The following is a 21,343-nucleotide window of genomic DNA, read 5'->3' on the forward strand; positions in this document are numbered from 1 at the left end:
TATGCTAAAAAGACTGCGTAATATTGCTCGGAATATAGCCCATAAATTTTCCGTATCTGCCAATCATTTTGCTTATTTAGCAAGTTCCAGTGAATATCAATACGCGGAAATTGATTTGTGTTCGGGCCAAATCATCCCCGTTGAATATAATTTGGAACGCAACCGTATTTTGGTGGAGCAGTGCAGATCAAATCTTTTTTGTTTGCTGAGAGATAATGAAGTGTCCGAAATAGAAACAGTTTTTTTGACTGTTGGGTTTACCCCTGCTGCTGGAGCAACTCTGATGGGAGAATTTACAATCACCTTTACTCTTAAAAACAATCGTAGGGCATTTGGAAGAGTTAATGCGGAAGTTCTTCCCCAGCCATAAAACGGTAACTTGAATTCAATGCTCCAGCGACTTCTCGGTGCTATGCCGTTGGCAGCAGGTTCGTACGTTAAAATACCTAGCCCGTTTTTTCTTTCTTCCCAAATAGCGTCAACCAGAGGATCAGTCCAGCCCCTACCGTGATGGCTGAGTCGGCCAGATTAAAGGCGGGAAAGTAGTTGTGATTCCAGTGAAATGCCAGGAAGTCGACGACATAGCCATGCAGGATGCGGTCATGCAGGTTGCCCAGGGCACCGCCAAGAATCAGGGCGAGGGCCAAGGCGAGCAGTTTTTCTGAATCCTGGCGTTGGTTGAGCCAACCCCAGAGAAACAGGCAGGCCACCAGTCCAATACCGATAAAAAACACCCGCTGCCAGCCACCGGCCGAAGCCAGAAAGCTGAAGGCGGCCCCGGTGTTGTGCAGCAGTACCAGATCAAAAACCGGCAGCACTTCCAGGCGTTGACCATAGAAGAAGCTGTTGCTGATCCAGGCTTTGCTGGCCAGGTCGATGATGACGACCAGCGCGGCCAGTCCCAACCAGGGCAGATTGCGCCCCTGCCAGCGCAGGCTGGCAAGGGCTTTTCTGATGGCATCAGGCATAGTGGCGAACTTCACCTTCACCGTCAGGCAGGTTGCTGATACAGCGGCCACAAAGATGAGGATGCTCGGCATGGCTACCGACATCTTCGCGATGGTGCCAGCAGCGCACACACTTCTCGTTTTCTGAGGCGAAAACAGCGACTTTCAGCTCTTCCAGTTCGGTCGTACGGGCATCGCCAGCTTCGGCCAGTGGCTTGAGATGCACTTCGGAGGTGAGCAGAACAAAGCGCAGTTCATCACCCAAACGCTCCAGGTCGGCCAACAGCGCAGGAGAAGCAAAGAGGGTGACTTCTGCGCTCAGGGAGCCTTTCACCAGCTTCTCGTTACGCGCATCTTCCAGGCATTTGTTCACAGCATCCTTAACTTCCACCAGCTGTTCCCAGTAATCCCGACCCAGGTCTTCACTGGAGTTCTCGGGCAGGGCAAAAAGGCCTTCATACCAGGTGGTCAGGAAGATGGATTCAGGGCGCTCACCGGGCAGGTGCTCGTTGATTTCTTCAGCGGTGAAACTGAGGATGGGCGCAACCCAGCGAATCAGGGCTTCAGCAATGTGGTAAAGCGCTGTCTGACAAGAGCGGCGACCGCGCGAATCCGTCTGCATGGTGTACTGGCGGTCCTTGATGACATCCAGGTAGAAACCACCCAGTTCCTTGACGCAGAAGTGGTGTACCTGCTGGTAAACATCCAGGAAGCGGTAGCTGTCGTAGGCGGCTTTGACTTTCTCCTGCAGTCGCAGGGCAGCATCCACGGCCCAGCGATCCAGGGACAGCAGTTGATCCGCAGGCAGCAGATCGCGCTTGGGATCAAAACCGTTCAGGTTGGAAAGCAGGAAGCGGCTGGTGTTGCGGATACGACGATAGGAATCCGCAGTGCGCTTGAGGATATCGTCGGAAACGGCCATTTCCCCGGAATAATCGGTCGAGGAAACCCACAGGCGCAGGATATCGGCACCCAGCTTGTCCATGACTTCCTGGGGAGCCACCACGTTGCCCACGGATTTGGACATCTTGCGGCCTTGAGCATCCACGGTAAAACCATGGGTGAGCAGGCTGCGGTAAGGTGGATGACCATCAATGGCACAACCGGTCAGCAAGGAGGAGTGGAACCAGCCACGGTGCTGGTCGGAGCCTTCCAGGTAGAGGTCAGCACGCGGGCCTTCGTTGTGGCCCAGTGGATGGGAGCCACGCAGCACATGCCAGTGGGTGGTGCCGGAATCAAACCAGACGTCCAGGGTATCCATGACCTTGTCGTAATCCTTGGCTTCTTCGCCCAGGAGTTCTTCAGCAGGCAGCTGGAACCAGGCATCAATGCCTTCGGCTTCCACTTTTTGGGCGACCTTTTCCATCATCTCCAGGGTGTTGGGATGCAGTTCACCCGTCGCCTTGTGCAGGAAGAAAGGCAGGGGAACCCCCCAGTTGCGCTGACGCGAGATACACCAGTCCGGGCGGTTGGCGATCATGGAGTGCAGACGCGCCTGCCCCCAGTCAGGATAGAACTGGGTTTGTTCGATACCCGCCAGGGCCTTTTCACGCAGGGTCTTGCCATCGGTGCCCTGGATATCCATGCCCACAAACCACTGGGCGGTGGCACGATAGATGACGGGGGTCTTGTGCCGCCAGCAGTGCATGTAGCTGTGGGTAATCTTCTTGTGGGCCATCAGATTGCCGCTTTCAGACAGCTTTTCCACGATCTGGGGATTGGCCTTCCAGATCATCTGGCCGCCGAAATAGGGCAGGTCTTCGCTGTAGACACCATTGCTCTGCACCGGGCTGAGGATGTCATCAAAGCTCATGCCTTCGGCGCGGCAGGTGTTAAAGTCATCCATGCCGTAAGCCGGGGCGGAGTGAACGATCCCCGTGCTGCCCACTTCCGCTTCCACATAGTCGGCCAGATAAACCGGCGAGAGGCGGTCGTAAAAAGGATGGCGGAAATTGATCTTGTCCAATTGGTCGCCTTGCGCACGGGCCAGGATCTCACCTTCCAGGCCGAATCTTTCCAGGCAGGATTCCACCAGTGGCTCAGCCAGCAGCAGTAGACGATCACCGGTATCCACCAGGGCATAGGTGAATTCGGGGTGAACATTCAGCGCCTGGTTGGCTGGAATGGTCCAGGGTGTGGTGGTCCAGATCACTACGGCTGCAGGCTTGGGCAGTTGATCCAGTTGGAAGGCCTTGGCCAGGGCTTGTTCGTCTTCACAGGGGAAGGCAACATCGATGGCATCGGATTGCTTGTCTGCATATTCCACCTCGGCTTCGGCCAGGGCAGAACCACAGTCAAAACACCAGTTAACCGGCTTGAGGCCTTTGAAGACAAACCCGCCTTTAACCATTTCCGCCAGGGCACGGATTTCTCCAGCTTCGTTGGTGAAATCCATGGTGCGATAGGGTTTTTGCCAGTCGCCAATCACGCCCAGGCGGACAAAGTCCTGCATCTGACCCTTGATCTGTTCGCCCGCGTATTCGCGGCAGAGATCACGGGCCTTGTCAGCAGGCAGGTTCTTGCCGTGGGTGACTTCGACCTTGTGCTCGATGGGCAGGCCGTGGCAGTCCCAGCCAGGTACATAGGGAGCATCAAACCCGGCCAGGGTGCGGGATTTAACGATAAAGTCCTTGATGATCTTGTTGACCGCATGACCGATATGGATATTGCCGTTGGCATAGGGAGGGCCGTCGTGAAGAACAAATTTGGGGCGGCCTTCACCCTGTTTGCGCAGCTGGGCGTAGAGATCCAGCTGTTGCCATTTTTCCAGGCGCTTGGGCTCCTGCTTGGGCAGCATCCCGCGCATGGGGAAGCTGGTTTCCGGCAGGTTAAGCGTTGCTTTGTATTGGTCCGAATTCTTGTCAGTCATGGTTATCGTGTCATCAAGGTTGCGGTTAACTGGAATAAATCATTCTAAAGGAGCCGTGGCCAGTAGAGGCTCGATTTGCGAGTCCGGCCAGGGCGAGCCGGGCAGCCATTCCGGACGGGCGCGATTGAAGAACTGAATGGACTGGTCGATGTCCCGACCGATGTATTCCTTGAGTTCTTCCAGGCCATCGAATTTCAGTTCGTTGCGAAGTTTGGCCAGAAAAAAGACTTCCAGCGGTTCGCCGTAGATATCCTGCTTGAAGCCGTGCAGGTGTACCTCCAGCGCGGGAAGGACACCATCCACCGTGGGTCTCAGGCCGATATTGGCAACACCCGGCCAATAATCGCCATTGGGCAGGCGGGCCATCACGGTAAATACACCGTTGAGCGCCGGTTTGCGAATACCCAACAGCAGGTTGGCGGTGGGTACACCCAGGGTGCGCCCGAGTTTACGCCCGTGAACCACGCGGCTGGCGATCTTGTAGGGCCGTCCCAGCAAGCGGGCGGCGCCGGATAGATTGGCACTGGCCAGGGTGGTGCGTATGCGGGTGCTGGAGACCCTTTCCCGATCCATCAGGAAGGTGTGGGTATGCTCCACACTAAAGCCTGCTTCTTGACCCACTTTTTCCAACAGGTGAAAGTCACCGGCACGATCGCAGCCAAAACGGAAGTCATCACCCACGACCAGATGGCGAACGGCCAGCCCTTCGACCAGAACCTGGCGAATGAATTCTTCGCCGGTCAGTTGCCGCAGCCGGGAGGTGAACTGCAGGCAAACGATGCGCTCGGCACCGTATTCGGACAGACGCTCGACCTTTTCACGAAAGCGGGTCAAGCGAGGTGGAGCCTGATCACCGGCAAAAAACTCGCGTGGCTGAGGCTCAAAGACCATGACCGTGGCCGGTTCACCCAGGCGTGCAGCCCTCTCCTGAACCTGTTGCAGGATTTTCTGGTGCCCCAAATGAACACCATCGAAATTACCGATGGTGGCGACACAGCCGCGATGGTGGCTGCGAAGATTGTGGATGCCGCGGATAAGTTCCATGGAGGTCGCTGTCGGATTAGGAAACCTCTGATTAACTAGTGCGCTTGCTTATACTGCGCTGAAATTGATCTCTAAATGCTCATTTACTCGCTGTAAACTGCGCTTTTTCATTCAATTTCGCCTTGTCTAACCGTCGCTCATCACGTTAATCAGCGGCTCCTCAGTAAAAAAAGGTCAACAAACCCCTGATTATATAGGAGTGAACGCCTTGCGAACAGCAGCAAGCCTAAGGCGGACAGGTGTTGACCAGACTCGCCGGTGGATCTTCACGAACACGGATGCGGCCAACCGTGGAAAAGGTAACGCCACGAGCGGCGACTTCAGAAAAACCACTGCAGGGCAACAGGGTGCCGCCCGAGCTTCGGTGCGGCAGAGGTACTAGAGTCAGGTCATGATCGGGGAAGGCAGTGGGTAAATCCAGCCCCTGGAAAAAAGCCAGGGGCTGGTTGGTGCTATCCACTACTAGCAGCAGGTTTTTGGCGACAGTCGAGGAACTGCATTGCTTGGCATCTTGTGCCGGACAAAGGCGGACTTCCTCTTGCCGTAAACTGGCCGTTGATCGGGCAAAGCTGAGAATGCCTTTAAGGCGATTGATGGCGGCGGCCTGACGTTGGCTTTCACTGAGTTGCTGGTAGCCGGGTAGGGCCACCCCCAGAAGCGAGCTGATTATCAGAAGAGCAGCCAGGAGATCAATCAGATTGATGCTGCCCCCTTCACGTTGACTAATCTTCAGCATGACAGCCTCCCGGTAATGGGCAGGGAGGACATTCGGAAGCTGTTTCCATCTCCAATTGTTCGATCAGTTGTTGGCAATTTTGATACAGCAGCAGTTGATGGTTACGCTGGGTTTGAAAAAGATCCTGAGAGGCTTGTTGCACCAGTAAAAGGCTGAGTAGCGTCAGTAGCAAGAGGGGCAAAAAAACAAAGCCAGACTGCCGGGTTGATAAAGGACTGTTCATGGTGGCTGCTCCAGATACACCGAACCGGTGACTAGTTGGCGAAGGCGTCCATCCTCGGGGAGTTCCAGCGGCTCGCCCCACAGCTGGATTTGCTGCTGCTTGGGGCGACTAAGTGGCACAGAGCTAGCGAGTAGAACAGCAAATTGAATGCCGCTGATGCTTGTCCAGTCACTGACCTGATCAGCATTCAACCAGCGACCGGAATCCGGGCGGTAGTAGCGAAAGCGGAGTAATTCCGCTCCCTGTATCAGGGTTTGCGAGTGCCCCAGTTGTTCTGCCTGGTCGGATTGCGATTGTTTGTGGGCCAGGCCCTGGCCATAGGTTTTGCTATCCAGATGCCAGAGGCTGAAGTCAGCTTCCTGATCCTCAGCGTGGCGGTTAATCACTAGCCAATCGGAGGAAGGGAAGTGTTCAAAACTGCTGGAACTGAGGGTTGGATGATTCAGAGTTACAGTTTTTTCGGTGAAATCAGGATAATCTCGAGTCGCTGATGCAGCAGCAAGGATGCGCTGGGCCTGACTTAAATCCTGGCGCAGGGCCAATTCTGCCAGACGCGTTCTTTCGGTAAGTCGAAGGGTTTGCATCTGTTGCCTTTGGTATTGAACCAGCTGAGTGAATACCTGGGTGCTGGCCACCAGCAGCAGACCGCCGACCAGCGTCACCACCAGCACTTCAATTAAGGAAAAACCCGAGTGCGGATGTTTCATAGGCCAGCTCCTGAAATTAGAGGGCGCTGCAGGTGCTGCTCTCCCAGGGGGCTCGTCCATCTCAGATTAAGTGCTTGGCCCTGCTTGCTGATCGTCAAATCAGGCAGCCTTTGCTTCGCCTGGCATAAGAGGGTGAGATCCATAAAGGCACTGGTGCAGCTGCCTTGGGCCAGGCGTGAAGTGAGATGACCGGGTGGCGCCTGACTAATGGCTTGCTGCAGGGAAAGGTTTTCAGCCAGCCGCGCAGCCAGGGCTTCCTGCTGTAGATGCTGGCGTGTTTGCAGACTGATGGTCATAAACTGCCCAATCGTGACTGCGAGAAAGGTGGCCAGGAGCAAAGAGATCAGCAGTTCGATAAGCGTGAAGCCATCCTGGCTTTCTGGAAAGGCCATCTTCATCTCTCCCTGAAGCTGAAGCGTCTGCTCAAAGCTAGAAGCTAACTAGGCTGCTCAGGGATTGTTGGAGCAATTTTTTGATACTGGCCGTTAGCGGGTAAGAAATGCAGCAGTTATTTACCCGCTGTTACTTCAGGGCTGGGTTTCCGGCTTGAGATGGCGCGGGCGGATACCCAGTACTAGCAGCGTGATCCCATAGCTGGCTGCACCTGCGATCACCAGAAAAGCCAAGCGCCCGATGCGCTCGAAGAGTGGTGCCTGCAGCCAGGTTTCGGTGGCAGGAGAAAAAACATAGAGAAGTGCCAGCATCGCTGCCAGGGCCGCGGTGATCTGCAGTAGAAAACGCCCCCAACCACGGCTGGCGTGCCAGACTCCTTCACGCTTCAAGCCGCGGGCCAAAAGACCCGCATTCAGGAAAGCAGACGCTGCGGTAGCCAGAGCCAGACCGGCATGGGCCAGGGGAAGGATAAACAGCAGGTTGAAGCCCATATTGGCCACCATTGCCTTGATGGCAATGCGTACCGGAGTACGTGTGTTCTGGCGGGCAAAAAAACCGGGAGCCAAGACCTTGATGAGCATAAAAGCTAGCAGCCCCAGCGAGTAGGCTCTCAGAGCCTGGGCCGACATGGCCACATCCACAGAGGTCATGGCGCCATACTGGAAGAGGGTGATCAGCAGGGGTTCAGCCAGGAAGCAAAGAGCGACTGCTGCGGGCAGACCGATCAGCAGGACCATACGCACGGCCCAGTCCAGCAGGCGGGAAAAACTCTCTCTATCCTCGGCGGCATGCTGGCGCGACAGGCTGGGCAGGATGATGGTGGCAATGGCAATGCCGAAAACACCCAGCGGTAGCTCCACCAAACGATCGGCATAATACAGCCAGCCAACACTGCCATCAGTCAGAAAGGAGGCAAGCAGCGTATCCAGCAAGAGGTTGATTTGACTGACGGAGACACCAAAAAGAGCCGGAGCCATCAGGCGCAGTATGCGTCTGACCCCTTCGTGCTGCCAGTCAGGCTGGGGAATCGGCAGCAGCCCCTCACGAGCCAGAAAGGGCAGTTGGAAAGCCAGCTGAACCACCCCGGCAATCAAGACCCCCCAGGCCAGAGCCGCAGCAGAGGACCCGGCCCAGGGTGTAAGAAAGAGAGCGCTGGCAATCAGGCTGATATTCAGTAAAACCGGAGTAAAAGCCGGTACGGCAAAGCGGCTGTAGGTGTTGAGAATACTCCCGGCAAAAGCGGTCAGGGAAATCAGCAGCAAATAGGGAAAGGTGATGCGCAGAAGATCAACGGTGACCGCCTGCTTGGCCGGATCACTGTGAAAACCGGGAGCAAAAATCCAGACTAGCAAGGGGGCAGCCAGAACCGCCAGGCTGGTCAGGCCGACCAGAGACAGCCCCAGGCAACCGGCCACGGCATTATTGAGTCGCCGGACTTCGGAGCGGCTGTTTTTTTCTGAATACTCGGCTAAAACCGGCACAAAAGCCTGGTTAAAGGCCCCTTCGGCAAAAAGCCGACGTAAAAAATTGGGGATCTTGAAGGCAACAAAAAAAGCATCGGCAGCACCGCCAGCACCGATCAGGCTGGCAATAACAATATCCCGGACCAATCCCAGGATACGGGATAAAAAAGTCATGCTACTGACGATTATTCCGGAGCCCAGCAGGCCGCGGGTCGGCTTTTTGTCTTCGCTTTGACTGGAGGTGCTGGTCATGGTGCTTCCTTCCCCAAAGAACCGGAGCAAAGGGCCCGGCATAAAAAAACCGGCCTGAAGCCGGTCCTTTTAAGTCATCGCTGATCAGGGATCAGGATGCTTTCAGTGCCTTGACGCGGGCATTCAGGCGGCTTTTGGTACGAGCAGCCCAGTTCTTGGTGTAAACACCCTTGTCGGCAACCTGGTCAATAATCTTTTGAGCAGCACGGAAATCAGTCATCGCTTGATCCCAGTCACCGCTTTTTACGGTTTTCAGGACTTTTTTGATGCTGGTGCGAGTTTTGGAACGCAGGCTGGCATTGTGCAGACGACGTTTTTCGGATTGCAGTGCACGCTTTTTGGCAGATTTAATATTGGCCACGATAACTCCTTAGAGTCTTGCTAATGATCGTAAATAACTGATTTTAATTCGTAAACTAGAAATCAGCAGGTGTCCCGAAAAATGGATGTCCCGAGGCTTGCGCGCCAGGTCCAATAAAAGGGACGCGAATTTTAACATAAAAGCAGCCTTTTGAAATGCCCCTAACGCAAAAACCACTTTTCCATCAAGCGATGCAGCCAACGGCCATAGGGCGGGTAGATCCAGCGGGCCGTATTAAACCAACGGCGGCGAAACAAGGGTTTGGCGTGGGAAAAGGTTAGAAAGCCCTCGCGTCCATGATAGCTGCCCATGCCAGAAGCCCCCACGCCACCAAAAGGCAGATCCTGCTGAGCCACCTGCAGCAGGGTCTCTTTCATCACCAGGCTACCGCTATGGGTGTTCTCCTCAAGGTAACGGAAACGGGCTTCCTGCTCACCCAGGTAATAGAGCGCTAGAGGACGGGGGCGTTGGCGAATAAAGCTCACGGCTTCTTCAAAACTGGAATAGGTGATGATCGGCAGAAGCGGGCCAAAAATTTCTTCCTGCATTAAACGGCTTTCTGCGGGTGGATTGATCACCAGGGTCAGGGGCAGTTTGTTGCCCTGGCTGAAGTCTTCCTGACGTGGATTCAAAGCAAGGCAGCGACAATTCGCCTTTTGCACCTCATCCAGAAGTTGGTTCAGACGCTGCTTGTGCTGAGCATTGATCAAGGAGGTGTAATCGGGATTTTCGACCAGGTGTGGATAAAACTGCTTGAAGAGCCCCTGTATTTTATCCACAACCTCTTCCAGGCGCTCTTGAGGACAGAGCAGATAATCGGGGGCGATGCAGGTTTGTCCGGCATTGAGTGTCTTGCCAAAAACCAGGGGAGGCAAGGCCTTGTCCAGCGGAATTTCGCTATCCAGCAAGGCCGGGGATTTGCCGCCCAATTCCAGGGTCACCGGAGTCAGGTTTTCAGCGGCTGCCCTTTGGATGTGTTTGCCCACGGCGGTGGAGCCGGTAAACAGCAGATGATCAAAAGGCAGGCTGGCAAAAGCCTGGCTGATGTCCTTTTCACCAGTGATGACCTTGACCTGGTTGTCGTTGAAAACCCGGGCCAGACAGGCTGTTAGAGCGGCATTGGTCGCCGGGGTCCATTCCGATAGTTTAAGCAGTACCCGATTGCCCGCTGCCAGGGCCGAAATCAAGGGCGAGATGGCCAGTTGTAGCGGGTAGTTCCAGGGCACCATAATGCCTACTACCCCCAGGGGTTGATAAACCACCTGGGCAGTGGCGGGTTGGTAGTGCCATTCCACCGATCGCCTTTGCGGGCGCATCCAGCGCTTGAGTTTTTTGCAGACCTGATCAATTTCAGTCAGACAGGGCAGGATATCCGCCATTAGGGATTCCTGGCGCGAGCGCCCACCAAAATCCTGGTCGATCGCTGCCATTAGCTGCTGGCTGTCCTGCTTGAGTGCGCTCTGTAATTGCTTGAGTTGATTAAGGCGTGTGCTGGCTGCAAGAAAAGGAGTGCGATTAAAATCCTCCTGGAGGGTGAAAAAGGCCGGAGCCAGGGGGTTGTGATCAAGTTGCATGGTTGACCTCAGGGCAGGGAAGCAGGCATCCACTCAAATTAGTCATCCCTGTGTCAGAAGTCAAACAGGTGTTTAAATGCTGGCCTGGGCAGCCTCTGATCAACGCAGCATCACCAAGCAGAGTAGTTGATCAGAGGTTTCCTAGCGGGTCATGACCAGGTTGTCGCGGTGGATCAACTCGGGTGTTTCGATATAGCCCAGCAGCTCCTCGATTTTCTGGCTGGGTTGGCCAGCCAGAATGCGGGCTTCTTCTGCGGAGTAGTTGACCAGCCCCTTGGCCAGGGCTTTTTCATTTTCATCCACGCAGACCACCAGTTCACCACGCATAAAGTGGCCGCGTACCTCCTTGATACCGACCGGCAGGAGGCTTTTACCATCTTTTTGCAGGGCCTGAACCGCGCCGGAATCCAGTACCAGCACGCCTTTTTCCTGCAGGTGGCCGGCCAACCAGCGCTTGCGGGCGGTAATGGGTTCATCATCAGGCAGAAGCAGGGTGCCCAGTTCTTCACCGGCAAAAAGACGGCTAAGGGCTTTTTCCGTACGTCCACCGAGGATGACCGTGCGCGCACCTGAGCGGGCGGCCAGACGGGCGGCGCTGACTTTGGTAAACATGCCGCCACGGCCCAAAGCACCGCCGTCACCGGCTACGGCCAATAGATCCGGGTCCTGGGCGCGGCCTTCAGGGATCAGGCGGGCGTCCGGGTTGTTGCGAGGATCGGCAGTATAAAGACCGGATTGATCGGTGAGCAGAACCAGGGTTTCAGCTTCCAGCAGGTTGGTGACCAGAGCGCCCAGAGTGTCGTTATCACCAAAACGGATTTCATCGGTGACCACGGTATCGTTTTCATTGATGATGGGGACTACGCCCAGATCCAGCAGGGTTTGGAGGGCACTGCGAGCATTCAGATACCGCTTACGGTTGGAGAGGTCGTCATGGGTTAGCAGAATCTGGGCAGAATGCAGGCCCTGGCTTTTGAAAGCCGATTCCCAGGTTTGAATCAGTCCCATCTGACCGACCGCAGCAGCAGCCTGGAGTTCGTGAATACTGCTGGGGCGTTGATTCCAGCCCAGGCGCACCATGCCTTCGGCAACTGAGCCGGAGGTAACCAGCAGCAGTTCCCGGCCCTGACGCTTGAGCTCGGCCATCTGCTCGACCCAGCCATGAATCGCTGCTTCATCCAGACCGCGGCCATCATTGGTGAGCAGGGCGCTACCAATTTTGACCACCAGGCGACGGCTGGAGGTGAGTCTTTGGCGTTCGGGGCTGGGCGAGGTCATTTGGGTGTTTATCCTTCCAGATAGTTGAGTGGCAGGGCTGCCAAGGCGCGTGCCTTAGCGCACATATTCCACATCCACATCAAAATCATCATCATCGAAGTCGTCGTCATCCTCGTCTTCCTCGACGCGACGCTTATGGCGACGGTTCAGCCAGGCTTCGACCCGGGCAACGGCTTCGGCTTCCATGCGTTCACGCATTTGGGCTTCTTCTTCAGCCGCATCGGGATTTTCTGCTTCTTCTTCACGACGCTCCAGCAACCATTGCATGATGGCCTGGCTAAGCTGTTCGGTGCCGCGATTACTGATGGCGGAAATCCGGAAAACGGGTCCGGTCCAGTCCAGTTCACTGATAATACGCTGGCAAAGTTCTTCTGCTTCCTCTTCCGGCAGCATGTCGAGTTTGTTCAGTACCAGCCAGCGAGGGCGCTCGGATAGGGTGTTGCTGTAAGTCTTGAGTTCGCGGGTGAGGATGCGAACATTTTCCACCGGATCACTGGCATCCACGGGGGCGATGTCGACCACATGCAAAAGCAGGCGGCAGCGGGTCAGGTGGCGCAGGAATTTAAAACCCAGTCCCGTACCTTCCGAGGCCCCTTCGATCAGACCGGGAATATCGGCCATGACAAAATGCTGGTGGGTACCTACCTTGACCACGCCCAGGTTGGGAACCAGGGTGGTGAACGGATAATTGGCCACCTTTGGCTTGGCGGCCGAGACACTCCGGATCAGCGTGGATTTGCCGGCATTGGGCAGACCCAGCAGACCCACGTCGGCCATGACCTTGAGTTCAAGGTTAAGGTGACGTTCTTCACCTTCAGTGCCCTTGGTGGTTTGCCGGGGGGCGCGGTTGGTCGAAGATTTGAAGTGGATGTTACCCAGGCCCTTGCGACCTCCGGCTGCGACCAGCAGCTTCTGGCCGACTTCGGTGACATCACCGATGACCTCCAGGGTATCTTCATCCACCACGGAGGTGCCTACGGGAACCTTGACCAACAAATCCTCTGAGGCCTTGCCGGAACACTGTTTGCCACGCCCGGGTTCGCCGTTGCGAGCCTGGTAACGCTTTTGGAAACGGAAGTCGATCAGGGTGTTGAGGCTGTCATCACCAATCAGGTAGACACTGCCACCATCACCGCCATCACCACCATCCGGGCCGCCACGGGGCACATATTTTTCACGGCGAAAGCTCATGCAGCCGTTGCCGCCCTTGCCGGCCACTACAGTTATTCTTGCTTCATCGACGAATTGCACGGTCACTTCTCCCGGGGCAGAGCCCCAAAAACAAAAAACTCCACCTGCTGGCGGAGCCTTTTGCAAAGCCTTGCCAGCATGCCGACAAGGCTTGAGTTTCAGCTGTTAGCGCTTGAAATCAGGCAGGAACGACGCTTACAAAGCGACGGCTCTTAGGGCCTTTAACTTCAAACTTTACAACGCCTTCGGCTTTGGCGAAGAGGGTGTGATCCTTGCCAATGCCTACGTTGGTGCCAGCGTGGAACTTGGTGCCACGCTGACGAACGATGATGTTGCCACCGCGAACAGCCTGGCCGCCAAACAGTTTGACACCTAGGCGTTTACTTTCGGAATCGCGTCCGTTACGCGTACTACCACCGGCTTTCTTGTGTGCCATGACTCTTTACCTCTGAGTTGCTTGTAATCAGTCCGGCTTGGGCCCGGACTGAAAAATGACGGTTACAGTTTTAGTCGCTATTAGCTGGCGATGCCAGTAATTTTGACTTCAGTGTACCACTGACGATGTCCCTGACGCTTCATGTGGTGCTTACGACGACGGAACTTGATGATGCGAACCTTGTCGCCGCGACCGTGATCAACGACTTCTGCCGTGACCTTGGCGCCTTCAACCAGAGGAGCGCCAACTTTGACGTTTTCACCGTCAGAAACCAGCAGAACTTCATCAAAGTTCAGGGTTTCGCCAGTAGCGACTTCCAGTTTTTCCAGTTTCAGGGTTTGACCTTCCTGAACACGGTATTGCTTACCACCGGTTTTAATTACTGCGTACATGCTTATCTCCGCTTGCAGAAGTTTCACCTGTAGGATTTTCAGCTACTTACAACCTGCTTTGAATGGAAACGCTCTGGTAACCATCGAACAGGGAGCCAAGTCAGGCGAAAGGACGCGTGATTCTACGGTAAAAGCCTGCCACTGACAAGCAATTCCCTAGTTATCTGTGGCCTGCAAGGGGCTCTCGCTAGAACAGCGATCAGCACCCCAGCTGCGATAGAGGTAATCCTTGACCTCTTGCAATTCTTCAGCAGAAACCTGGTCGGCTTCTCCGCCTTCAAACTTGGCGGCAGCTTCTATGGCGTTCAGACTCCAGCCCAGCAGGGCAATATAGCCTTTCTGCTTATCATCCGGCATAGCTTTCTCCTCTTAGGCATAAACTCTAAGCCTAGCAGTTGTTGAGAAGCTTGCATTTTGAGGTTTAAAAACGGGGTGAATACCGGCTCTAAAGCGGCAATGGTTATTTGAAATATTATTTTTATAACCTTATGGTAACTCAGTATGAGAAATTTCCTGTTTTTTGGATAAACTGCTAGTAGTTTTTATTCCACACTTCTGAGTCAACCTGACAGACAAGGACTAAGCCACCATGAACATCTATCAAGATAATTCGGAAACCATCGGTAAAACGCCACTCGTCAGCCTCAAGCATCTTTGGCCGGGCGGTAATCTCTATGCCAAGCTGGAATCTCGTAATCCCGCCGGTTCGGTCAAGTGCCGCATCGGTGCCAGTATGATCAAGGCGGCTGAAGCCAGTGGTCAGCTCAAGCCGGGCGTGACCCTGGTTGAACCGACTAGCGGTAACACCGGTATTGCCCTGGCTTTTGTGGCTGCTGCCCGAGGCTACAAGCTGGTACTGACCATGCCTTCCTCCATGTCGTTGGAAAGACGCAAGCTGATGAAAGCCCTGGGGGCAGAAATTGAACTGACTGAACCCGCCAAGGGGATGAAGGGGGCGATTGCGCGCGCCCAGGAACTGGTTGATGCCAACCCCGATGAATACATCATGCTGCAGCAGTTCGAGAACCCGGCCAACCCGGCGATTCACGAACAAACCACCGGCCCGGAAATCTGGGAAGATACCGATGGTCAGATCGATGTGCTGATCGCCGGTGTCGGTACTGGCGGCACCATCAGTGGTGTTTCCCGCTACATCAAAAAGACCCAGGGCAAGGCTATCCAGAGCATCGCTGTGGAGCCAACGGATTCTCCGGTCATCACCCAGACACTGGAAGGCCAGGAAGTTAAACCGGCTCCCCACAAGATTCAGGGTATCGGTGCTGGCTTTGTTCCCAAGAATCTGGATCTGGAGCTGGTCGATGAAGTGGAGCAGATCAGTAATGAAGAAGCGATTGAAACAGCATGCCGTCTGATGCAGGAAGAAGGCATCCTGGCCGGTATTTCCTGTGGGGCAGCTACTGCAGCCGCCTTGCGCGCTGCCGCCAAGCCCGAGAACAAGGATAAGATGCTGGTCGTGATTCTGCCTGACTCCGGCGAACGCTACCTATCCACTGCCCTCTTTGATGGCATCTTCTCGGAAAAGGAAATGGTGCAGTAGCGCCAAGCTTGACTCCTCCTGAGCGGCTGCTAGGATGCTGAGTCCAAATATCAGCCCGCTCAGGAAGTTATCAAGATGTCTGCCAGCTCTTCATCAATTCATGCGGTGGTTGCGGAGGACTTTGCCGCAGTCAATCAATTGATTATCCGTGAATGCTCTTCACAGGTGCCGCTGGTAGAAAAAATCGCCCATCATATTATCGACAGTGGCGGCAAGCGCTTGCGGCCACTGTTGGTGCTTCTGGTCAGCCGTGCACTGGGCTACCAGGAGGATAAACACCTTCTTCTGGCCGCGCTGATCGAGTTCATGCATACCTCCACCCTGTTGCATGATGATGTCGTGGATGAATCCGGTCTGCGCCGCGGCAAGCCGACAGCCAACAGCCAGTGGAGCAACCAATCCTGCGTCCTGGTTGGTGATTTTCTTTATTCCCGCTCTTTTGAAATGATGGTGCGTATTGGCTCCATGGAGATCATGGAAATCCTGGCCAAGGTGACCTGTGTGCTGGCTGAAGGCGAGGTCATGCAGCTGACCAATGTGCGTAATCCGCGCATCAGCGAAGAAGACTATATGAAGGTCATCCATGCCAAGACCGCCAAACTGTTTGAAGGGGCCACCCAGAGTGCCGCCCTCCTGTCTGGTGGAAGCAGGGAACAACAGCTAGCCATGCGTGATTATGGCAAAAACCTGGGCATGGCTTTTCAGTTGGTTGACGATCTGCTGGATTATGAAGGTGATGCAGCGACCATGGGCAAGAATGTCGGTGATGATCTGGCCGAAGGCAAGCCGACCCTACCTTTGATTCATGCGATGAAAATGGGTGCTGATGACGAAGCCAAGCTGATCCGCCAGGCGATTCGCAAGGGCGGCCTGGATCAGCTCGATGCCGTTATGGAGATCGTGCGTAAAACCGGTGCCCTGGAATATACCCGCGAGCAGGCTCATAACTGCTCTGAAGCGGCCAAACTCTCTTTAGAGGTTTTGCCGGATTCCGATTGTAAAAATACCCTCTATCAGCTGACCGACATGGCACTGCAACGCAAAAGCTAAGAAACGCCTGCCGAATGGATACGCTTGCTTGCAAGTCTTACGAGGATCTTTGGCTTCTTAACAAGATGTAAATAAATAAAGCATATTTGATGCATATCAAATCCTGTAAAATAACCCGGTGCGAAGATTGAGAATTAACCTCGACACACCGGAGACCCCTGCTTTTGACTGCTTCAGCACCAGAACAGCAATTCCACAAGACCAATCCCCTGTTTGCTGAGATCGTTCAGCAAACGGCGGATCTTGTTCTGGTGACCGATACCCGGGGCGAGATTGTTTACGTCAATCCGGCCTGGGAAAGATGCACCGGCTATTCCAGCGAGGAAGTCCTGGGCCAGCGGCCTTCCATCTTGAGTTCGGGCAAGCATGATCGTGCCTTCTTCCAGCGTATCTGGGATTTATTGGTTGCGGGTCAAAGTGCCCAGGAAATCGTGATCAATAAAACCCGCTCCGGCGAGCTTTTCTACGAAGAAAAGACCCTGACTCCGGTTCGCAATCAGGACGGCCAGATCCTGTTCTTTGTCAGCATTGGCAAAGACATCACCCGGCAACTGCAACAGGAAGACAAGCTTACCTACCTGACCCACTATGATCCCCTGACCGATCTGCCTAATCGTCGCCTGCTGGCTGATCGCCTTGAACAGCGGATTCAGGAAGAAACGCCCTTTGCGCTCCTGTGCCTGGGCCTGGATCGCTTCAAGAGTATCAATGAAAGCCTGGGTAATCGCCTGGGTGATGAATTGCTCAAGCAGACGGCTGAGCGTTTGCAGACCTGCCTGCCGGATGATGCCACCCTGTCGCGTTCCAGTGGTGATGAATTTCTGGTGCTGCTCAAGAATATCAAGAATGCCCGTTCTGCCGCCTATATGGCGCACAAGATGATTCACGAACTGGAAAGGCCTTTTGATCTGGGAGCGACGGAAACCTATATCTCGGCCAGCGTGGGTATCACCCTTTATCCTGCGGATGGGCAGAACAGTGACCAGCTACTCAATAATGCCGATATCGCCCTCCACCGTGCCAAGCAGGCCGGAGGGCAAAACTATTGCTACTTCACTGACCAGTTGACTCGTGAAGCTATTAATCGCTTCCAAATGGAAAATCAGCTGCGCCAGGCCTTGCTGCACAAGGAATTCTACTTGGAATACCAGCCGCGCATCAGCCTGGTAGATGGCCATCTACGCGGAGTGGAAGCGCTTTTGCGCTGGCAGCAGCCGGATGGAACCCGCGTGTCTCCGGCTGAATTCATTCCCCAACTGGAGGAAATGGGCCTGATTACCTCTGTGGGCGAATGGGTGCTGCATTCTGCCTGTTTGCAGGCCAGTCAATGGCAGCAAGCTGGCTTTCCTGATTTCAAGGTTTCCGTCAATCTTTCCGCCAAGCAGTTTATGCAAAAGGATCTTTGCCAGATCGTCGACAAGTGTCTGCAGCATGCCGGACTGGATGCTGCATTTTTAGAGCTGGAAGTGACTGAAAGCCTGATGATCGAAGATCTCAAATCCAGTGTGACCATGCTGCAGAATCTGCGCGATATGGGCGTCAGTCTGGCTATCGATGATTTTGGCGCGGGTTATTCCTCTCTGGGGTATCTCAAGCATCTGCCGGTTAATACCCTGAAAATCGACAAGGCGTTTATCCGAGATCTGGCTGAAGATGTGGCCGATGCGGCTATCGTTCAGGCAGTAATCACCATGGCCCACCGCATGGGGCTGGAAGTGACTGCTGAAGGGGTGGAAGAGGCTGACCAGTTGGATCTATTGGTCAGTCTTGGTTGTGAAGAAGTCCAGGGTTTTTATCTGGCCCGCCCCATGTCTGCCGAGCGTTTGCAAACCTGGTTGGTCGAGCCCAAGGAATACAGTAAGCATCTGCTGCCGCTTGGGCTCTACTGATTGTTCTAAAAAACAGCATCCACACCCAATAACAGCTGATGACTGGTGTAGTCATAGCTATCCAGGTTGCTGGTGTTATACAAGGCCTGGAATTCACTGAAAACCTGTACTTCCGGCGTTAATTGGTAACCGGCCCGTAACCTGCCCAGCCAGCGCCAGTCCTGGCGTTTTTCACTGACCTCAATGCCATTGGCATCCACTTCCTTATCAGGATACTGGCTCAAGCGGGCTTCCAGACGGGTGAAAAGCTGCAGCCGGTTGCTAGCCTGCCAACTTTTCTGGCCGTAAAAACTGTGACGCAAGGGGGAATAGCTGTAAAAGGCCGGATCGGATGCATAGTCTTCCCGGCTATTCCATTCATTCCGGTAACCGGCTTCCCAAGCGTCCACAAAATCCAGGGCAAGCTTGAAGCGGTTCTGCCAGCCATCCAGATACCCGTAGCCTGTTCCGCCAGAGGTCAGGGAGAAGTCGTTGGCAAGCTTCAGGGTGTTTTCTCCCAGCGGGCGGCGAACACTGATATCCAGGGTTAAATCACGGGTATAGCTGCTGGAATCCAGTAAATAGGTGCCCAGTTGTAAACCGGTCGAGGTCTGCCAGCCGGAAAGCGGCTGATGCAGGTAGGCGCCTAGACTGGCTCCTGTCTCGCGTTCTTCGCTACTGACATGAGGGGAACGCAAGAAAACATAGCCCTGTAGACTCAAGCCCTGGCTGGCATCACCTTGCAAATAATAGCGGCCGCTGGCCAGCAGTTCGGAGAAGCTGCCGGTTGTTTTCTCTGTAGTGCTGTTATCGGCGGTTAGAGAGAGGTTGTCATCATAGCCCAGGCTGGCCGCCAGATAGATAAAACCGGGTGCGGGCTCGGATGCAGCCGCTGTCTGGCTTTCACCCGTCAAAACCTCCAGTCTTTGTTGGGCCAGGCGAGTCACCCGCGAGCCGGAGGCCTTGTCCTGAGCAAGACGATACTGGCGGATGGCCAAGGCGGTATTGTTCTGGGCTTCGGCCAGCAGGCCCAGATTGTATTCGGCCAGAGCCCCCCAGCGCTCATCCTGGGTGATGCGGGCAAAATAATCAGCAGCTTGTTGATAGTTGCCCAATTGATAGTGGGTGGAACCCAGGTTGTAGTAGAGCGTGGTGCGGGTATTGCCCCGGGCTTCTTCCTCTTGGAAAAAACTCAAGGCCGTGGCGTAGTCGCCCGCTTGGAAAGCCTCAAGACCTTTTTCAAATGCGGCAGAGGCAGCCATGAGAAGGGGTGCAAAACTCAAGGCCAGTAACAATAAAAAGCCAGGCAGTAGTCGGTGTTCTTGCATAGCTGTCCGGAATAATTGTTATTGAGCAGTAGCAGGCCGGTCGGGAACCACCTGATGTCCGGTTGGTTTGCCGGTTTCCTCCGGTAGAGAATCAGTTGCCGGCGATCCTTGTTGCTGGCTGTCTTCTCTGAAGTCAGGGCCTTCATCAGGCTCCCTGTCGGGCCTTGCACGCAAGGCTTCGTTTGTTGCTGATCTGGCCTGGTCACGAGTTTCGCGGCCGTTACGGTTGCTTGCGTTTTCCGGCTTTTGGCTGCTAGTGGCCGGAGGTGGCAGGGGAATGGCATTGATCACTTCATCCACGGGCGTGGATTCATCAATCACCGTCATGCTGGACTCCGCCTGAAGGCTGCTACTCAGGCTTAATAGCAACATAAAAAGCGCGCTTTTAATAAACGGGGTATTTGTCATCGTCAGGACCTCTTGATTAGCCCGAAGGCTGTTCTCCTCGAGCCAGTGGCAGCTGTAACGAATGGGTGTGCATGCCCAGGCGCGAGGTAACCTCCAACTGTCCACCTTTTTGACCGATCTGGATGGGCAGAGTGAGAAGATTCTGGCCTTCCTTCAAGGGCGTCCTCCAGCTCAGGTTTTTCTGCTGGTCATAGCCGCGCAGTTGTAAATCTTCATGCAGGGCCACCTGAATATGAGCATCCTGATAGTCCTGATCACTGACAATCAGGATTCTCACCTCTTTTAGCTGCTGTTCTGAAGTCGCCTGAGGCTGGAGCTGCATGGCTGTTTTAGGCGAGGGTGCTTCGGGCAGTTGCCAGCGCCCCACCAGCAAGAGCGCCACCAGGAGGGAAGCTGCCACGGCTGCTGTCCAGGCACGATGTCCCAGGGAAGCTCGGTGCTGGCGTTGCCCTGCTTGTTTCATGGCCTGCTGCAAAAAACCGGGATCAGGTTCGGGAACCGCAAAACTTTCCAGATGCAGCCGGAGACGAAAATCCTCATAAAAGTCATGGCACTGGTTGCAGTGGCGCAGATGTTCCGCGACCAGAGCAGAAGGTTGCTGATCCAGGTCGAGGCTTTGCAGTTGGCGTTGGGCGTCGATACATTGCATGCCTTTAATCCTCGTAGCTGACTACTTTAAGAAAACGCTCTGCGGAAGGAAAAGGTTCCTTTAACAGCAGCTTTTTCAGCTTTTCCTTGCTGCGGTGTAGCCTGGATTTCAGAGTACCCAGTGGAAGCTGTTGTATCTCGGCTACTTCAGGAAGGCTATAGCCCTCCATCAAGTGGAGAACGATCAGGTTTCTTTCTTCAGCATCCAGGTGATCCAGGGCCTTTTTCAGCAGCCTCTGTTGATCACTGTCGAGCGTGGCTTCCAAGGGCGTTACTTCTGCTGCACTGGCAAGCTGATAGGGTAGGTCATCCAGTTGCTTGCTTTTATCATTGGCTCCAGCCGTGCGCCTGCGTTTGCGATACAGATCGATATACAGGTTATAGAGACTTCGCAGAAACCAAGGCCGGGGGTTATCCAGGTGTACCCAGTGGTCTTGTTTTTGATAGAGGCGCAAAAAAAGCTCCTGTATCAGATCCTCCGTATCGGACTGATTTCCGGTCAGGCGATAGGCGGTCTGATACAGGGTCTTGGAGTGGGGTTCTACCAGGGCCAGAAACCTGGATTTCCTCTGTCTAGCAGGTGTTAACCAACTAGACAGGGAAGTCACTGAGACCAT

Annotated in this window: 23 protein-coding genes; 4 read left to right on the top strand and 19 right to left on the bottom strand. The window is 54.6% G+C overall.

Annotation, left to right across the window (positions count from 1 at the left end; all coding sequences use genetic code 11):
* Window position 1: 1 nt before the first annotated feature.
* Entirely contained in the window at window positions 2–370 is a 369-nt protein-coding gene (locus tag DFK18_RS04110; protein WP_114416943.1) for a hypothetical protein, read from the top strand.
* Window positions 371–446: 76 nt separating this feature from the next.
* Here DFK18_RS04110 and lspA read toward each other — a convergent pair whose 3' ends face one another.
* From lspA to DFK18_RS04185, 15 genes are all read right to left on the bottom strand, one after another.
* Window positions 447–968, bottom strand: a complete 522-nt coding sequence (gene lspA / locus DFK18_RS04115; protein ID WP_114416944.1) for a signal peptidase II — start codon at window positions 966–968, stop codon at window positions 447–449.
* Entirely contained in the window at window positions 961–3,816 is a 2,856-nt protein-coding gene (gene ileS, locus DFK18_RS04120; protein WP_114416945.1) for an isoleucine--tRNA ligase, read from the bottom strand. The genes lspA and ileS overlap by 8 nt, the downstream gene beginning before the upstream one ends.
* A gap of 39 nt (window positions 3,817–3,855) precedes the next feature.
* Complete coding sequence (ribF, locus tag DFK18_RS04125) at window positions 3,856–4,860, bottom strand: bifunctional riboflavin kinase/FAD synthetase (RefSeq protein ID WP_114416946.1); 1,005 nt, start codon at window positions 4,858–4,860, stop codon at window positions 3,856–3,858.
* Between the two features lie 226 nt (window positions 4,861–5,086).
* Window positions 5,087–5,596 (bottom strand): GspH/FimT family pseudopilin, encoded by a 510-nt coding sequence (locus tag DFK18_RS04130; protein WP_114416947.1) that lies wholly within the window; start codon window positions 5,594–5,596, stop codon window positions 5,087–5,089.
* Window positions 5,583–5,819: a hypothetical protein gene (locus DFK18_RS04135; RefSeq protein WP_114416948.1), complete on the bottom strand. Its 237-nt coding sequence runs from the start codon at window positions 5,817–5,819 to the stop codon at window positions 5,583–5,585. The genes DFK18_RS04130 and DFK18_RS04135 overlap by 14 nt, the downstream gene beginning before the upstream one ends.
* Window positions 5,816–6,526 carry a prepilin-type N-terminal cleavage/methylation domain-containing protein gene (locus DFK18_RS04140; protein WP_162299677.1) on the bottom strand — a complete coding sequence of 237 codons (711 nt, stop codon included), beginning with the start codon at window positions 6,524–6,526 and terminating at the stop codon, window positions 5,816–5,818. Before DFK18_RS04140 ends, DFK18_RS04135 begins: the two co-directional genes overlap by 4 nt.
* Window positions 6,523–6,918 carry a prepilin-type N-terminal cleavage/methylation domain-containing protein gene (locus tag DFK18_RS04145; protein WP_162299678.1) on the bottom strand — a complete coding sequence of 132 codons (396 nt, stop codon included), beginning with the start codon at window positions 6,916–6,918 and terminating at the stop codon, window positions 6,523–6,525. The genes DFK18_RS04140 and DFK18_RS04145 overlap by 4 nt, the downstream gene beginning before the upstream one ends.
* 135 nt (window positions 6,919–7,053) lie before the next feature.
* Window positions 7,054–8,634, bottom strand: coding sequence for a murein biosynthesis integral membrane protein MurJ (murJ, locus tag DFK18_RS04150; protein WP_114416951.1), 1,581 nt, complete (start codon window positions 8,632–8,634; stop codon window positions 7,054–7,056).
* 91 nt (window positions 8,635–8,725) lie between these two features.
* Window positions 8,726–8,995: a 30S ribosomal protein S20 gene (gene rpsT / locus DFK18_RS04155; protein WP_114416952.1), complete on the bottom strand. Its 270-nt coding sequence runs from the start codon at window positions 8,993–8,995 to the stop codon at window positions 8,726–8,728.
* Between the two features lie 161 nt (window positions 8,996–9,156).
* Window positions 9,157–10,569 (bottom strand): coniferyl aldehyde dehydrogenase, encoded by a 1,413-nt coding sequence (locus tag DFK18_RS04160; protein WP_114416953.1) that lies wholly within the window; start codon window positions 10,567–10,569, stop codon window positions 9,157–9,159.
* Between the two features lie 141 nt (window positions 10,570–10,710).
* Complete coding sequence (gene proB / locus DFK18_RS04165; protein ID WP_114416954.1) at window positions 10,711–11,847, bottom strand: glutamate 5-kinase; 1,137 nt, start codon at window positions 11,845–11,847, stop codon at window positions 10,711–10,713.
* A 54-nt stretch (window positions 11,848–11,901) separates the two neighbouring features.
* Window positions 11,902–13,098, bottom strand: a complete 1,197-nt coding sequence (cgtA, locus tag DFK18_RS04170; protein ID WP_114416955.1) for an Obg family GTPase CgtA — start codon at window positions 13,096–13,098, stop codon at window positions 11,902–11,904.
* A gap of 118 nt (window positions 13,099–13,216) precedes the next feature.
* On the bottom strand, window positions 13,217–13,474 hold the full coding sequence (rpmA, locus tag DFK18_RS04175) for a 50S ribosomal protein L27 (protein WP_114416956.1): 258 nt from the start codon (window positions 13,472–13,474) through the stop codon (window positions 13,217–13,219).
* An 80-nt stretch (window positions 13,475–13,554) separates the two neighbouring features.
* Window positions 13,555–13,866, bottom strand: a complete 312-nt coding sequence (gene rplU / locus DFK18_RS04180) for a 50S ribosomal protein L21 (protein ID WP_114416957.1) — start codon at window positions 13,864–13,866, stop codon at window positions 13,555–13,557.
* 156 nt (window positions 13,867–14,022) lie between these two features.
* Entirely contained in the window at window positions 14,023–14,223 is a 201-nt protein-coding gene (locus tag DFK18_RS04185; protein ID WP_114416958.1) for a hypothetical protein, read from the bottom strand.
* Between the two features lie 232 nt (window positions 14,224–14,455).
* Between DFK18_RS04185 and cysK the strand changes: the two genes are divergently transcribed.
* The 3 genes from cysK to DFK18_RS04200 all read left to right on the top strand — a co-directional run bounded on the left by cysK (window position 14,456) and on the right by DFK18_RS04200 (window position 18,363).
* Window positions 14,456–15,424: a cysteine synthase A gene (cysK, locus tag DFK18_RS04190; RefSeq protein ID WP_114416959.1), complete on the top strand. Its 969-nt coding sequence runs from the start codon at window positions 14,456–14,458 to the stop codon at window positions 15,422–15,424.
* A 75-nt stretch (window positions 15,425–15,499) separates the two neighbouring features.
* Entirely contained in the window at window positions 15,500–16,474 is a 975-nt protein-coding gene (locus DFK18_RS04195; protein ID WP_114416960.1) for a polyprenyl synthetase family protein, read from the top strand.
* A 164-nt stretch (window positions 16,475–16,638) separates the two neighbouring features.
* Window positions 16,639–18,363 (top strand): putative bifunctional diguanylate cyclase/phosphodiesterase, encoded by a 1,725-nt coding sequence (locus DFK18_RS04200; protein ID WP_114416961.1) that lies wholly within the window; start codon window positions 16,639–16,641, stop codon window positions 18,361–18,363.
* Window positions 18,364–18,368: 5 nt separating this feature from the next.
* Here DFK18_RS04200 and DFK18_RS04205 read toward each other — a convergent pair whose 3' ends face one another.
* From DFK18_RS04205 to DFK18_RS04220, 4 genes are read right to left on the bottom strand one after another with little or no spacing between them, the layout of a single operon-like run.
* The gene (locus tag DFK18_RS04205; protein ID WP_114416962.1) at window positions 18,369–19,670 is read right to left on the bottom strand and encodes a tetratricopeptide repeat protein; all 1,302 of its coding nucleotides are present in this window, start codon (window positions 19,668–19,670) and stop codon (window positions 18,369–18,371) included.
* 18 nt (window positions 19,671–19,688) lie between these two features.
* Window positions 19,689–20,078 (bottom strand): hypothetical protein, encoded by a 390-nt coding sequence (locus DFK18_RS04210; RefSeq protein WP_162299679.1) that lies wholly within the window; start codon window positions 20,076–20,078, stop codon window positions 19,689–19,691.
* Window positions 20,079–20,094: 16 nt separating this feature from the next.
* Window positions 20,095–20,727, bottom strand: a complete 633-nt coding sequence (locus DFK18_RS04215; protein ID WP_114416964.1) for a hypothetical protein — start codon at window positions 20,725–20,727, stop codon at window positions 20,095–20,097.
* A 4-nt stretch (window positions 20,728–20,731) separates the two neighbouring features.
* Window positions 20,732–21,343 carry an RNA polymerase sigma factor gene (locus tag DFK18_RS04220; RefSeq protein ID WP_114416965.1) on the bottom strand — a complete coding sequence of 204 codons (612 nt, stop codon included), beginning with the start codon at window positions 21,341–21,343 and terminating at the stop codon, window positions 20,732–20,734.

It is taken from the genome of Marinospirillum perlucidum (assembly GCF_003336805.1).
In the GTDB taxonomy this organism is placed as follows: domain Bacteria; phylum Pseudomonadota; class Gammaproteobacteria; order Pseudomonadales; family Halomonadaceae; genus Marinospirillum; species Marinospirillum perlucidum.